Source organism: Arthrobacter sp. 10L430 (assembly GCF_056395245.1).
On the sequence record NZ_JBFTJD010000041.1, the window covers coordinates 1 to 13,493 of the forward strand.

The following is a 13,493-nucleotide window of genomic DNA, read 5'->3' on the forward strand; positions in this document are numbered from 1 at the left end:
CCGTACCAGCGATTGACCGCAGACAAGACATTCCAGAGATATGCAAGCACCCCAGCCACCCTAAGCTTCGAAAGCTTAGCCATCCCGGAATTCGCCCGCCAACACTGGGAAGCGAGCCCCTCCCATACACACGTTTTGTCCTATAACCCGCATCCTCCGCCGGGTTCAGAACCCTTGGTTGGTGATATTCTGCCGCGCCTGCCCGTCACCCAGCAGGGGAATCCTGACCCGGTTCGAGCCGTCGTCCTCTAGGTAACCGCCCCGGCTCTCGTAGGTTTGGACGGAGTTCACGTAACTGTGGCGCAGCCGCAGGCCGACCACAAAGAGCACCAGGGACTCCAGCAGCGCCGCGATGCCGACGATCCCCCAGACAAAGGACCCGGCGTCGGCCGTTCCGCTCAGCACGCCGGCCACCGATGTCCCGGCCACCGCGGCCACCAGCAGCGAGGTGCCGGCGATGCTCCACAGGACGTATGCCCGCTGCAGCCCGTTGGCTCCGTGCCTCTTTGATCCTTGGCGCTGGGTTCCCTGTCGCTTGGTTCCCTGACGCTTGGTTCCCTGTCGCTTCACAATGTGTCCCTTCATGTGACGGCCGCAACGTGGTGGAAAGAAAACGGCCCCGGGACATGGTTCGCGCATGTCCCGGGGCCCGGTTTCTGAAAAAGCCTTGCTACATCGGATCCGGCCAGTTGCCAATCGTGGCGGGGGAATCCATAGGATCGGGCCAGTTGCCGATGGTGGGCTTGTTCACGTCCTTCACGCGCATGGGGTCCGGCCAGTTGCCAATGGCAACCGCGGAGCCCGCGTTATCAGCGATAGAACCGGCAGACAGAACGGCCGGAGCCGTGGCGGAGAATGCAAGTGCCCCTGCCAGAACGGCAGCGGCTGCAATCTTCTTCAACATGTGAGTTCCTCAATAAGAGTCGGTTTCGTTACATAGTCAGCACAGTCCTTGTTGACATACATTGTAAAATGTTTTCCACAGGGGCTGTCAAGCATTGTGTACAAAGACTGTCCGGAATGAGGAGGAATCCCGTGGGGAACGGATTCGGAGAGAAGCTCCGAGCAGAGCGGCTCGAGCGTGGCCTGACCCAGGCGGAACTGGGCAAGGACCTTTACTCCCCCAGCTATATCTCGCTGCTTGAAACGGGCCGACGGGAACCGACCGCAGACGTCATCGAGGAGCTTGCACGCCGGCTGGAGCTCGCGCCAAAGGCGCTTGAGGCCTGGAGTCAGCCTATCTCGGTCAGCGACGCCGAATACGTCCTGGCGGGGCTGTACGCCCGGCAGGCCTGGGACCTCCGTGACTACGCGCTTGCCGCCGACCATGCTGCCACCGCCGCGCGCATCGCCCTCGAAGGCAAGAACACCAGCGCCTGGTGGAACATGACCTACATGCAGGCCGAATGCCTCATGAAGCAGGGCCAGCTCAAAGAGTGCCAGAAGATCATGGAGCACCTCTCGGAGCATCCGATGGCCACCGAGTCCGCCGGCCTCGGCGTGCGTGCCCGGCAGATGCTCGCCGCACTGTGCCACGGACAGGGCCAACTGGCGGCCGCCGTCGAGCATGCCCAGAAGGCCGTGGAACTGTGCGCCCAGCTTCCCAAGGGCTCCACGCTGATCATCGGCGCACTCCGCGCCCTGATCGGCGCCCTCGCCGAGAGCGGCCGTCTGGACGAGGCCTGGAAGTACTGCCAGGACATGAACGAGCAAATGGACGAGAAATCCATGTCCCAGCTGGCCGGCGAAGTGGCCTGGGTGATCGGGAACGTCGCCTTCATGCGCCACGACTACCCCGAGGGCATCAAGCACCACGAGCGCGCGGCCAAGCTGCTGTCCCCTGCAAACGACATCGATCTTTGGGCCCGCTTCAACAAGGCCTCGGCCGCCGTCCGGCTCTCGTCCGGGATCGTGGAACCCGAAACCCTCTCCGCCATTGAGCGCGCCGAACTCGCGCTGTCCATCGTGGGCGGCAACAAGACGGACCAGCTAGAGGTGGCCTTCATCCGTGCCCGCTGGCTCTACCTCACCGGCGACATCGTGGCGGCGGTGCAGAAGCTGCGCGAAATTCATGCCGAGCGCAGCGCCCTTGCCAAGCACACCGCGGGCGAGGTCTCGCTGCTCCTGGGCAAGTCGCTCAAGGCCGCTGGCGAATCCGAGGAAGCCCTGGTGCTCCTGCAGGAAGCCCAGCGGGAGTTCAGCGGGGCCGGCGCGCAGGACCGCGTGCAGCAGGCCTTGGACGCCATGCTGGAGATCAGGCTCGCGCAGCGCCGGGCCGAGGCAGCCGAAGCCAGCTAGGACCGGCCGCCCTCCGGAACGGAGACTTGCTCCGACCCGGAGGGGACCGCTCCGTGACGGAGGGGCGGCCGCCGTTACGCGAACGTCCGGCCGGTGAGCTTTTCGTAGGCCTCAACGTAGCGCGCGCGGGTGCGCTGCACGACGTCCGCAGGCAGGGCCGGCGGCGGTGTGTCGGAGGCCCTGTCCCAGCCCGACTCGGCGGACGTCAGCCAGTCGCGGACATACTGCTTGTCGTACGAGGGCTGGGCCTGGCCGGGCTTGTACGTTGAGGCATCCCAGAACCGCGAGGAGTCGGGAGTGAGGACCTCGTCGCCCAGCGTGATGGCGCCCGTGACGACGTCGTAGCCGAACTCCACCTTGGTGTCCGCCAGGATGATGCCCCGCTCACGGGCCATCTGCTCGGCCTTGGCGTAGATCTTCAGCGTCAGTTCGCTGAGGCGGCCGGCGATGTCATCGCCCACCATGGACGCCACGGCGTCATAACTGATGTTTTCGTCGTGCTCACCTACTTCGGCCTTGGCCGAGGGCGTGAAGATCGCCTTCGCCAGGCGGGAGCCGTCCACGAGTCCCTCGGGGAGCGGGATGCTGCAGACGGTGCCGGACTGCCGGTACTCCACGAGGCCCGAGCCGGTGAGGTAGCCGCGGGCAATGCATTCCACCGGGAACATCTCGAGCTTCTTGCAGATCATGCCGCGGCCTTCCACCGCCGCGGGCACGCCATCCTCCACAGTGGACGCCAGGACGTGGTGCTCGACCTCCAGCTGGTCGAACCACCACAGGCTCAGCTGGGTCAGGATGGCGCCCTTGTCCGGGATTTCGCTGCTGAGCACGTGGTCATAGGCGCTGATGCGGTCGCTGGCCACCACCAGCACGCAGTCCTGCCCGAACCGGCTGTTGATGGAGTCGTCAGCCGGTTCGTACAGGTCGCGGACCTTGCCCGAGTAGGTGTGCTTCCAGCCCGGAAGCTCCAGGGTGGACGTGTCCAGGCCGCGCTTGGGGGCGGCGGTGTTCTCAGGTTCTGCCACTGTCATGCCTTCGCTTTCGGGGCGGAGGCTGCCTGGGCAGAGGAACTGCCGGACGCCACCTTGATTTCACCGCGGGCCGCCTTGCCGCCAATGTCGCGGCGGAACTGGGCGCCTTCGAGCTGCACCAGCTCAACGCCGTCGTAGGCCTTTTCCCGGGCCTCCACGAGGTCGGAACCAAGCGCGACCACCGCGAGGACGCGGCCGCCGGCGGAGACCACCTTGCCTTCGTCGTCAAGCTTCGTTCCGGCGTGGATCACGTGGACGCCGTCAAGCTCGTCCACCTTCTTCAGCCCGCGGATGCGGTCGCCGGTACGCGGGGTGTCGGGGTAGTTTTCGGAGGCAACGACGACGGCGACTGCAGTCTCCTTGGACCAGCGCAGCTCTTCTGCCTGGTCCAGTTCGCCCCTGGCAGCCGACAGGAGCAGGGAACCAAGGGGCGTCTTCAGCCGCGCGAGCACGGCCTGGGTCTCGGGGTCGCCGAAACGGACGTTGAACTCGATGACGCGCGTGCCGCGGGAAGTCAGGGCCAGGCCGACGAACAGGACGCCGACAAACGGGGTGCCACGGTGTGCCATTTCGTTGACCGTAGGCTGGGCCACCCGGTCGATGACTTCCTGGACCAGGCCTTCGGGCGCCCATTCCAGCGGGGTGTAGGCGCCCATACCGCCGGTGTTGGGTCCTTCGTCGTTGTCGAAGATGCGTTTGAAATCCTGCGCCGGGGACAGCGCCACGGTGTTGCGTCCGTCGCAGAGGACGAACACGGAAACCTCGGGACCGTCCAGGAATTCCTCGATCACCACGGTTCCGCCGGCGTCGAAGCAGGTCTGCGCGTGGGCCAGAGCTTCATCCCGGTTGTTGGTGACCACCACGCCCTTGCCCGCGGCCAGCCCGTCGTCCTTGACCACGTACGGCGCGCCGAAGGTGTCCAGGGCGGCTGCGGCTTCCTCGGCGTTGCCGGCCACCAGCGCCATGGCGGTGGGAACACCGGCTTCAGCCATGATCTGCTTGGCAAAAGCCTTGGACGCCTCCAGCTGGGCGGCGGCCTTGCTCGGCCCGAACACGGGAACCCCGGCGGCCCGGACCGCGTCGGAAACGCCGGCGGCGAGCGGAGCCTCGGGGCCCACCACCACGAGGTCGACGTCGAGCCGGGTGGCGAGAGCCGCTACGGCATCCGGATCGTTCCCGTCGATCGCGTGCGTGGGGACGAGCCTGCTGATGCCGGCGTTGCCCGGAGCCGCGTGGACTTCGGAGACGTTGGGGTCTGCAAGCAGGGAACGGACAATGGCGTGTTCGCGGCCACCGGGGCCAATGACGAGTACCTTCACAGTCTCCAAGGGTACTTTGTGGACGCCGCTGGTTCCTAAGCTATGTCCTGCCGCCCCGCGCTCCGGCGTCCCCGCACGCATTGGAACCGCGCCGGAACAATCCCGCGGGCCGCCCGCTACGAACCAAGGGCATGAAGAAGCTGATGAAGTGGCTCAAGGGCCCCGCCGCACTGGCGGCGGTGGCAGGGGTGGCGGCGGCCGCCGTCGTTCTTTCCGTTGCGGAACTGATCGGAGCGTTCTTTACGGCGCGGGCAACGCCCGTGATTGCCCTGGGCTCCACGTTCATCGACTTCACGCCGCCGTGGATGAAGGACTTTGCCATCGCCACGTTCGGCACCAATGACAAGGCTGCGCTCTTCGTTGGCATGGGCCTGACCATCTTCCTGCTCGCTTGCGTACTGGGCGTGGTGGCATATCGGAAATGGGCGCTGGGCGTGGCCGGGGTGCTGCTGATGGGCGCCGTGATCGTGGCGAGCGTGGTGACCCGGGCCAGCGTGAAGCCGGTCGACGCCATTCCGACTCTCCTCGGCACCCTCGCCGGACTGGTCGTGCTCCGGCTCCTGATCTCCCGGCTGTGGCGGCTTCACTCCTTTCCCGATGCTCCGGCTGGCGTCGCGGCGAAGGAGCCTGAACGCCCGGCAACAACGCGGCGGGCGTTCTTCGCCGCCACCGGCCTTACTGCAGTGGCGGCCGGCATCGCAGCTGCCGGGGGACGGCTGCTGAGCGCCGCGCGAAGCAACGTGGCCCAGGTGCGCGGGTCGCTGCGGCTGCCTGCCCCTGCCAAGGTCGCCCTTGCAGTTCCGGCCGGGGTTCAGTCCGCCACATCAGGCGTCACGCCGTGGCTTACGCCGAATGGTGACTTCTACCGGATCGACACCGCCCTGAGCGTGCCGGAAATCAACGCCGACGAGTGGGAGCTCCGGGTGCACGGACTCGTGGAGCAGGAGGTCCGCCTCACGTTCCAGGACCTGCTCGACGCCGAGCTGATCGAGTCGCATGTGACCCTCACCTGCGTGTCCAATCCGGTGGGCGGCAACCTCGCCGGCAACGCGAAATGGCTTGGGTTGCCCCTCCGCGAAGTCCTCAAGCGGGCCAGGCCCAAGGACGGCGCGGATATGGTCCTCTCCACCTCCATCGACGGGTTCAGCGCATCAACGCCGCTGGAGGTCCTGCAGGACGACCGCGACGCGATGCTCGCCATCGGAATGAATGGTGAGCCGCTGCCGCTGGAGCACGGCTACCCCGTGCGCATGGTGGTCCCCGGACTGTACGGCTTCGTTTCCGCCACCAAGTGGGTAGTGGACCTCGAAGTCACACGCTTCGCCGACAACAGGGCGTACTGGACGCAGCGCGGCTGGTCCGAACGCGGTCCCATCAAGACCATGGCCCGGGTGGAGGTGCCCAAGTCCTTCGCCGTGGTCAAGGCCGGACGGGTGTCGATCGGCGGCACGGCGTGGGCGCAGACCCGGGGCATCACCAAGGTGGAGGTCCAGATCGACGGTGCCGAGTGGGCCGAGGCAGTGCTGTCCGAGGAAGCCTCCGTGGTCACGTGGCGGCAGTGGTCCTTCGACTGGGATGCCAAGCCTGGACCGCACTACATCAGAGCGCGCGCCACGGACGGGACGGGCGAGGTCCAGACGGAAAAGCGTGCCGATCCCGTGCCGGACGGCGCGTCCGGCTGGCAGTCCGTGATGGTCACGGTCGAGTAGGGCCGTGCCCAGGCACGCCGTCCGGCAGGCCGCCCGGATGCCCGGTACGGCCTGCCGGAACAGGTCCCGGGGAATGCCAATCCGGCACCATAGACTGGGGCCATGCCCCTAACTTCGCATGCCACATTCTCTGTGGAGTCCGCCGTCGAGCTCGCGGTCGTTGAACGGAGCGGATTCGTCGAATCGCGGCACATCGGGGCGGCAGTGGTCCTGGCAGCGGACGGCACGGTGGTCACGCAGCTGGGCGACATCACCACCCCGATCCTGGCCAGGTCAACGCTCAAGCCGCTTCAGGCCCTGGCGTCCATGCAGTCGGGCGTTCCGCTCCGCGGCGCGCAGGTGGCGCTCGCCTGCGCCAGCCACACCGGGTCGCTGGACCACATGGACGTGGTGGAAGGAATGCTCAAGGCCGCCGGCGTCAAGGAGGACCAGCTGCAGTGCCCCGCCGCGTGGCCGCAGGACGAGACGGCCCGCACCTGGCTCACTCGCTCCGAGAAGGGCAAGTCACGGCTGGCATACAACTGCTCCGGCAAGCACGCAGCGTTCCTCTGGGCGTGCACGGAGAACGGCTGGGACACGCACAGCTACCTCGAGCCCAACCACCCCCTTCAGCAGCGCATCCGCACAGTGATCGAGGAATTCTCGGATGAGAGGATCGCCCACCTGGGCATCGACGGCTGCGGCGCCCCTGTCGCTGCCATTTCCCTGACGGGGTTGGCCCGTGCATACTCCCGGCTCGCCAAGGCACCCGGCGACAAGAACTCCAACGCACGGGCAGCCACGATCGCCACGTCCATGCTGGACTACCCGTGGGCGGTCCAGGGCAGGGGCGAAGCCAACACCATCGTGATGGAGGAGCTGGACGTCATAGCCAAGATCGGTGCCGAGGGCGTGCTGGTCATGGCCACGCCGCAGGGGGTCTCGGCGGCCGTGAAGGTGCTCGACGGCAACCTGCGGGCCACCTCTCTCGTGGCCCTGACCATTCTGGCTGCCGCCGGCGCCGTGGACATTCCGGGAGTGTCCAGCGTGCTGGAGAAGGTTGTTGAGCCGGTCCTCGGCGGCGGCCGCCCGGTGGGCAAGATCAGGCTGGGCCACACTGTCTCGGCCCTGCTGGACTAGGCACTTGGCCGCGCAGGCACACTCTTACTTCCACAGCAACAAAGGAGGCGGCGATGGCAGTAGCCCGGCGCAGGATTGACATCGACGAAGGCAAAGCGGCACTGGCCAGCTGGCTGGAAGCGGGCCAGCCGCCGTCGGGCACTGCCGTTCCCCGCCCGGTGATCGCGACGGCCGTGCGCTACTCCCTGGAGGAGGTCACCGCCCGGGCGCCCGGCAACTCGGTGGAGGTCAGGGTTCCGCCGTTCGGCGTCACGCAGTGCGTGGAGGGGCCTCGCCACACGCGCGGCACTCCCCCGAACGTCATAGAGTGCGACGCCGCCACCTGGCTGGCCATGGTGACCGGCCAGTTGGGCTGGGCGGACGCGGTGGACGCCGGGCGCGTGGCGGCTTCCGGTCTTCGCGCGGATCTCTCGGCGCTGCTGCCGCTGTAGGGCGGTTCCGGACATCCGCCCCGGTTTCGGACATCCGCATGCAGGAACCCCGGTGCGGATGTCCGGTTCCGTAGCGGAAGCCGGACCCGCACCGGGGTTGGACAAGGTTAGTGATCTGCTGGCCGCCGCTATTCGTGGTGGATGGCGGCTGAGCTTCCGGTGGCCGATGATGTCCTGGTCATCTGGAATTCGGGGATCTCGTCCGGGTTGGGCCCGCCGCGGAACTTGGGTGACGGCTGACCGCCTCCGCTGATCCGCTCGAGCTCCTGGTCCTCGAAGTCATCCTCGACGCCGAGCATGATGGCCGAGTCGTGGTTGGTGATTTCACCGCGGAACGCGCGGACCATGACGCTGCGGTCGAACTGGCCCTCCCATTTGGAGACCACGAAGGTGGCCACGCAGTTGCCGAGGAGGTTGACCACGACGCGCATGGAGTCCATCAGCCGGTCTGCGCCGAGCAGCAGTGCCACGCCTGCCACCGGGAAGATCCCGAGTGCCGCCGCGGTTGCTGAGAGGGCGAGGAAGGACGATCCGGGGACGCCGGCCATGCCCTTGGAGGTCAGCAGCAGGACGCCGAGGGCGGCGAGCTGCTGGCCGAGGTCCAGGTGGTGTCCGAAGGCCTGCGCCAGGAACAGCAGCGAGATCGAAAGGTAGATCGCGGCGCCGTCGAGGTTGAAGGAGTAGCCGGTGGGAACCACAAGACCGGTGGTCGCCCGGGAGCAGCCGGCGTTGGTCAGCTTGGTCATGATGCGCGGCATGACGGCCTCGGTGGAAGCCGTGCCGAGGGCCAGCAGGAACTCCTCGCGGGTGTACTTGAGGAACTGCCAGAGCGGGACCCGTGCGATGCCCCAGGCCACGAGGAACAGGAGGCCGATGAAGACCAGGGCGGCTCCGTAGCAGGCGGCGATCAGTTGCGCATAGGTCCCGAGCGTATCGAGACCGTACTGGCCGATGATGAACGCCATGGCACCGAACGCGCCGATCGGGGCCACCTTCATGATCCAGGACATGATCTTGAAGATGAGTTCGAGGACGGTCTCCATGAGGCTGATGACCGGCATGCAGCGCTCGCGGCCGATGACCACGATTGCGGCGCCGAAAAAGACCGAGAAGAAGAGGACCTGCAGCAGGCTGTTGCTGGCGAAGGCCCCGATGACGCTGGTGGGGATGATGTCCAGGATGAAGGACGCAGCGTCCTTGGGCACGGCGTGGCCGGTTTTGGCGTCCAGCGCCTCCTGGGACAGCGTGCTCGGATCAATGTTCAGGCCGGCGCCGGGCTGGACAAGGTTGCCGACGATCAGTCCGAAGACCAGGGCGAAGAGCGTGGCCGCTGTGAAGTAGAGAAGTGCTTTGACTCCTACCCTTCCGACCGCCTTGACGTCGCCTACGGCTGAAATTCCGGTGACAATCACCAGGAAAATCAGCGGCGCGATGATCATCTTGATGAGCTGGATGAAGCCGTCACCGAGCGGCCTCAGCTGGGAGCCAAGGTCCGGCCAGAAATGCCCTATGAGAACACCTGCCACGACGGCGATCAGAATTTGGAAGAAGAGCGACCTGTACAGGGGCTTCTTCTTCGACGGCACCGAACTCGCCTTCAGCGCCGAGGAATCTGGGATCTTCATTGATCTGTACCTATTCAATCGGGAACAGCCCCGGGAATTGGGGTCTGATTCAAAAGTAACCCCGCTCACACTATTCCGCAAGGGGAAAATGAGTTTTCGCAATGTGGAAATATGTGCCGTATCCGGGCATGCAAAAACCGCCACGTTTTCGGACATCCGCACCCGGGAACCGCGGTGCGGATGTCCGCTTTCGTAGCGGAAAAGGTGGTTTCTTCTGCTAGCCCCGCCCGATGAAGGGCATGCCGGCGGCGGTGATGACCACGGAGCCCACGCTGGCAGTGGGCGGCATTCCGGCCATCAGCAGCACAGCCCGCGCGGCGTCCTCCACGGGGAACATGGGCTCGACTTTCCGCGTGCCGTCGGCCTGGAGGGCGCCGGAGCCGACGCCGATGGTGTCCATGATTTCGGTGGCGGTATTGCCGATGTCGATCTGCCCGCAGGTGATGCCGAAGGGGCGCCCGTCCAGCTCGATGCTCTTGGTCAGGCCTGTCATGGCGTGCTTGGTGACGGCGTAGGCCACTGTGCGGGGGCGGGGCGAGTGCGCGGAGATGGACCCGTTGTTGATGATGCGCCCGCCCTGCGGCGACTGGGATTTCATCGCCCGGACGGCCGCCCCGGCGCACAGCAGCGAACCGGTCAGGTTCACGGCGACGGTCGCTTCCCAGTCCGTGAGGCTGATCTCGTCCACCGACGCCGCCGGGCCGAACACGCCCGCGTTGTTAAACAGGACGTCCACCCTCCCCCACCGCTGGAGGACGGCAGCGAAGAGGCGCTCGACGTCGTCGGGCAGCGTGACATCGCAGGGCACCGCCAGCGCGTCCGGGTGGCTCTCCGCCGTTTGGAGCAGCTGCGCCTCGCGGCGTCCGGCCAGGGCCACCCGGTAGCCTTCCGCCAGCATCTGCCGGGCCACTGCCCTGCCGATGCCGGAACCGGCCCCGGTGACGACGGCGACCCGTCCAGGCTGTGGCGCTGCAAACGGCGTTGCAAACGGTGTTGCAGGCGGCGTTGCGGTCATGGGGGTACTCCTGTGTGATGCGGGCGGCCTACAAGGCGGGCTTAAGGGGTAGCGGGAACATCCGCCGCCACCAACGGCCAGCCTATGACGGTCTTGGGTCGAGGCGTGGCATAAGTCCGCACCTTGGAGGTTGAAAGCCGCATCCGGACCAGGGATTCCGCGATGGTTACGGCGGCCGCCACGCCGTCCACCACCGGCACCCCGGCCCGCTGCCGGATCTGTTCGTCCAGGCCCGCCATGCCGCCGCAGCCGAGGACGATCACCTCGGCCTTGTCCCCGCGGACTGCCAGCAGCGCCTGTTCGATGATGGCCTCGACGGCACGCTCCGGCTCCTCCTCCAGCTCCAGGACGGCCATGCCGCTGGCCCGCACAGAGGCGCAGCGCGCATCGAGCCCGGCCAGTTTCAGCCGGTCCTCGATGAGCGGCACGGCGCGGTCCAGGGTGGTGATTACAGAGTACTTGTGGCCGAGGAACATGGCCGTGCTGGCCGCGGCCTCGGTGATGTCGACCACCGGAACGTCCAGGAGTTCCTGCAGCCCTTCCCTGCCGTGCTCGCCGTAGCCGGCCTGGATGACGGCGTCGAACGGTTCCGGGTAGTTGACCACACGGTCCATCACGGCAATCGCGGCGAGGTAGCTTTCAAAGTTCCCTTCACAGGAGTCGGCACCGAACCTCGGGGTGAGGCCGATGATCTCCGTTCCCGGTGCCGCGATGCTGCGGGCCTGGGCAGCGATGGAGTCTGTCATGGACTGGATGGTGTTCACGTTCGCAACGAGAATACGCATGGATTTCTCCTGGGTGGCGGGTCGGCGGTCAGTGGGTGCTGGCGACGGCGATCGATTCGCCGTCGACATCTTCGAACCGTTGCTTGCGGTCGGCGGCCAGGTAGTAAGTCAGCGCACCGACGCCCGCGCCGAAGAACCAGGCGAACGGCGCCGCCGCTTCGGGAGCCGGCACAAAGGCGATGAGAATCGCGATGGCGGAGGCCGGCAGGAGTGCGGCGATCGCCTTGGGATTGACGCCCTTCTTGTAGAAATACGCGCCGTGCGGGTGGTCGCTGTAAAGCTCCGGCACGTTGACCTTGCCGCGGCGCAGCAGCCAGTAGTCTGCCATGACCACGCCGAACAATGGGCCGAGGAGGGCGCCCAGTCCGCCCAGGAAGTACACGATCACGAGCGGGTTGTTGTAGAGGTTCCAGGGCAGGATGACCAGGCCGATGGTGCCGCTGACCCAGGCGGCCTTCCGGAAGTTCAGGTGCTTGGGGAAAAGGTTGGTGAGTGCATAGACCGGGGCCACGAAGTTGGCCATCAGGTTCACGGCGATGGTCAGGATGAGGATGGCGAGGCAGGCCAGGACCAGGAAGAGGGTGTTGGGAATGCTCTCGACGATGTCCGAGGGAGTTTCGATGATGGTGCCATTGATCTTGTACTGGCCGCCGGCCAGGACCACCACGATGGCGCCGAAGAGGAGCATGTTGATGGGAATGCCCCAGAAGTTGCCGCGGACGATGGATTTCTTGGACTTGGCCGACCGCGTGAAGTCGCAGAAGTTCAGGACGAAGGTTCCATAAATGGAGACCCAGAGGGCGCCGCCGGCGAAAATTTTCCGCCACATTTCACCGCCTTCAAGGCCCCGGATGCCCGTCCACTGGATGGAGCCGCGGGCTTCGATGAAGACCCACACGGCCAGCAGGACCATGGTCAGCAGGATGATCGGTCCGGCAAAGGCCTCGTACTTGCGGATCATTTCCATGCCGAAGCTGACGATCACGAGCTGGACGATCCAGAGGGCCACGAACGCGGTCCATCCCAGGCTGGACAGGCCCAGTATGGAGTTGCTGTCCAGCTCGTGCAGCGACGGGATCATGGCCACGAGCATCACCCGGAGCACCACGGACGCGAGGAAGGTCTGAATTCCGAACCAGGCCACGGCCACGGCTCCGCGGACCAGGCTCGCAAGCTGGGCGCCGCGGATGCCGAAGCTGATACGGCTCATGACCGGAAAGGGCACGCCGGTCTTCTGGCCCATGAAGCCGGAAAAACTCAACAGCACAAAGAGCAGGGCGGCACCGATGCCCAGGGCCACGAGGATCTGCCAGCCGCCGAGACCCAGTGAAAACAGCCCGACGGCGAACGCATAGTTTCCGAGGCTGTGGACGTCGTTGGCCCACAGCGTAAAGATGCTGTAGGCCGTCCAGCGCCGGCCTTCCCGCTTGGTCGGGGCGAGGTCCACGTTGTAGAGACTCGGGCTGATGGTGCGGCCGGAGGCGGCACTGGCTGTCTCGCAAAGGGCTTCGACGCCCGTTGCCGGATGGATCGGCTGGCCCGACAACACTGTCGGTGCGGGAGTCGGTTCGACGCCGACTGATGGGGTCGTCTGCATCTGGATCTCCAGTTCTGAGGGAAGGCGGAAGTGGGAAGCACGAGGCTTCCGAAGAGCAAATTCCACATTACGGAAAGAGCATTTTGAAGAGTGGAATAACTGTATGACCTGGGTCACGCCAGGGTCAAGGGCGCCCTGCTTCTGCAGGCGGTCACAATCGGTCCGCAAGCGCCAGCCGCGCTTCGGCGCCGCCCCACCGGAGGGGCCGCCTTGACCGGCACCGGCACGTCGGCCTAATCTCGAATGGCAAGAATGTTTTCTCACAATACGAAAACATAGGCCCAACATTCAAAGATGAAACGAGGCTGCCGTGGCTGCAGGAGAAGATACCTCCCATATCCTCAGCGGGTTGACTAACCAGCTGCCTGATCGTGATCCGGAAGAGACCGCCGAGTGGGTTGAGTCCCTGGATTCGCTGATCAGGGAACAGGGCACCGAGCGTGCCCAATACATCATGCGCAGTCTCCTGCAGCGTGCCGGCGCCCAGAGCGTCGGGGTTCCGATGGTCACCACCACGGACTATGTGAACACCATCCCGGCGGACCAGGAAGCGCAGTTCCCGGG

Annotated in this window: 13 protein-coding genes; 5 read left to right on the plus strand and 8 right to left on the minus strand. The window is 65.9% G+C overall.

The window, feature by feature from the left end:
* Positions 1-165: 165 nt before the first annotated feature.
* On the minus strand, positions 166-570 hold the full coding sequence (locus AC1DDG_RS21255; protein ID WP_476877632.1) for a hypothetical protein: 405 nt from the start codon (positions 568-570) through the stop codon (positions 166-168).
* A gap of 100 nt (positions 571-670) precedes the next feature.
* The gene (locus AC1DDG_RS21260) at positions 671-904 is read right to left on the minus strand and encodes a hypothetical protein (protein ID WP_476877633.1); all 234 of its coding nucleotides are present in this window, start codon (positions 902-904) and stop codon (positions 671-673) included.
* Between the two features lie 131 nt (positions 905-1,035).
* On the opposite strand from AC1DDG_RS21260, the gene AC1DDG_RS21265 reads away from it, so the two are divergent.
* Positions 1,036-2,298 carry a helix-turn-helix domain-containing protein gene (locus tag AC1DDG_RS21265; RefSeq protein WP_476877634.1) on the plus strand — a complete coding sequence of 421 codons (1,263 nt, stop codon included), beginning with the start codon at positions 1,036-1,038 and terminating at the stop codon, positions 2,296-2,298.
* A gap of 74 nt (positions 2,299-2,372) precedes the next feature.
* On the opposite strand, the gene AC1DDG_RS21270 is transcribed toward AC1DDG_RS21265, so the two are convergent.
* Complete coding sequence (locus AC1DDG_RS21270; protein WP_476877635.1) at positions 2,373-3,323, minus strand: phosphoribosylaminoimidazolesuccinocarboxamide synthase; 951 nt, start codon at positions 3,321-3,323, stop codon at positions 2,373-2,375.
* 2 nt (positions 3,324-3,325) lie between these two features.
* Positions 3,326-4,648, minus strand: coding sequence for a phosphoribosylamine--glycine ligase (gene purD, locus AC1DDG_RS21275; protein ID WP_476877642.1), 1,323 nt, complete (start codon positions 4,646-4,648; stop codon positions 3,326-3,328).
* A gap of 131 nt (positions 4,649-4,779) precedes the next feature.
* Between purD and AC1DDG_RS21280 the strand changes: the two genes are divergently transcribed.
* The 3 genes from AC1DDG_RS21280 to AC1DDG_RS21290 all read left to right on the plus strand — a co-directional run bounded on the left by AC1DDG_RS21280 (position 4,780) and on the right by AC1DDG_RS21290 (position 7,907).
* Positions 4,780-6,357, plus strand: a complete 1,578-nt coding sequence (locus tag AC1DDG_RS21280) for a molybdopterin-dependent oxidoreductase (protein WP_476877636.1) — start codon at positions 4,780-4,782, stop codon at positions 6,355-6,357.
* A 102-nt stretch (positions 6,358-6,459) separates the two neighbouring features.
* Positions 6,460-7,476, plus strand: a complete 1,017-nt coding sequence (locus tag AC1DDG_RS21285; protein WP_476877637.1) for an asparaginase — start codon at positions 6,460-6,462, stop codon at positions 7,474-7,476.
* Between the two features lie 53 nt (positions 7,477-7,529).
* Positions 7,530-7,907, plus strand: a complete 378-nt coding sequence (locus AC1DDG_RS21290; RefSeq protein WP_230119379.1) for a sterol carrier family protein — start codon at positions 7,530-7,532, stop codon at positions 7,905-7,907.
* Positions 7,908-8,035: 128 nt separating this feature from the next.
* On the opposite strand, the gene AC1DDG_RS21295 is transcribed toward AC1DDG_RS21290, so the two are convergent.
* The 4 genes from AC1DDG_RS21295 to AC1DDG_RS21310 form a co-directional block, all read right to left on the minus strand.
* The gene (locus AC1DDG_RS21295) at positions 8,036-9,532 is read right to left on the minus strand and encodes a cation:dicarboxylate symporter family transporter (RefSeq protein WP_230119380.1); all 1,497 of its coding nucleotides are present in this window, start codon (positions 9,530-9,532) and stop codon (positions 8,036-8,038) included.
* Between the two features lie 217 nt (positions 9,533-9,749).
* Entirely contained in the window at positions 9,750-10,547 is a 798-nt protein-coding gene (locus AC1DDG_RS21300; RefSeq protein WP_476877638.1) for an SDR family oxidoreductase, read from the minus strand.
* 41 nt (positions 10,548-10,588) lie between these two features.
* Positions 10,589-11,332 carry an aspartate/glutamate racemase family protein gene (locus tag AC1DDG_RS21305; protein WP_476877639.1) on the minus strand — a complete coding sequence of 248 codons (744 nt, stop codon included), beginning with the start codon at positions 11,330-11,332 and terminating at the stop codon, positions 10,589-10,591.
* A gap of 28 nt (positions 11,333-11,360) precedes the next feature.
* Entirely contained in the window at positions 11,361-12,929 is a 1,569-nt protein-coding gene (locus tag AC1DDG_RS21310; RefSeq protein WP_476877640.1) for an NCS1 family nucleobase:cation symporter-1, read from the minus strand.
* A 310-nt stretch (positions 12,930-13,239) separates the two neighbouring features.
* Between AC1DDG_RS21310 and AC1DDG_RS21315 the strand changes: the two genes are divergently transcribed.
* Positions 13,240-13,493, plus strand: a 254-nt coding sequence (locus AC1DDG_RS21315) for a hypothetical protein (RefSeq protein ID WP_476877641.1), incomplete at its 3' end; no start/stop codon positions are given.

Bases quoted from the DNA above. Each gene is read 5' to 3' on its own strand.
- AC1DDG_RS21260 (WP_476877633.1), bottom strand. From the start codon at position 904: ATGTTGAAGAAGATTGCAGCCGCTGCCGTTCTGGCAGGGGCACTTGCA.
- AC1DDG_RS21280 (WP_476877636.1), top strand. From the start codon at position 4,780: ATGAAGAAGCTGATGAAGTGGCTCAAGGGCCCCGCCGCACTGGCGGCG.
- AC1DDG_RS21285 (WP_476877637.1), top strand. From the start codon at position 6,460: ATGCCCCTAACTTCGCATGCCACATTCTCTGTGGAGTCCGCCGTCGAG.
- AC1DDG_RS21290 (WP_230119379.1), top strand. From the start codon at position 7,530: ATGGCAGTAGCCCGGCGCAGGATTGACATCGACGAAGGCAAAGCGGCA.
- AC1DDG_RS21295 (WP_230119380.1), bottom strand. From the start codon at position 9,532: ATGAAGATCCCAGATTCCTCGGCGCTGAAGGCGAGTTCGGTGCCGTCG.
- AC1DDG_RS21300 (WP_476877638.1), bottom strand. From the start codon at position 10,547: ATGACCGCAACGCCGCCTGCAACACCGTTTGCAACGCCGTTTGCAGCG.
- AC1DDG_RS21305 (WP_476877639.1), bottom strand. From the start codon at position 11,332: ATGCGTATTCTCGTTGCGAACGTGAACACCATCCAGTCCATGACAGAC.
- AC1DDG_RS21310 (WP_476877640.1), bottom strand. From the start codon at position 12,929: ATGCAGACGACCCCATCAGTCGGCGTCGAACCGACTCCCGCACCGACA.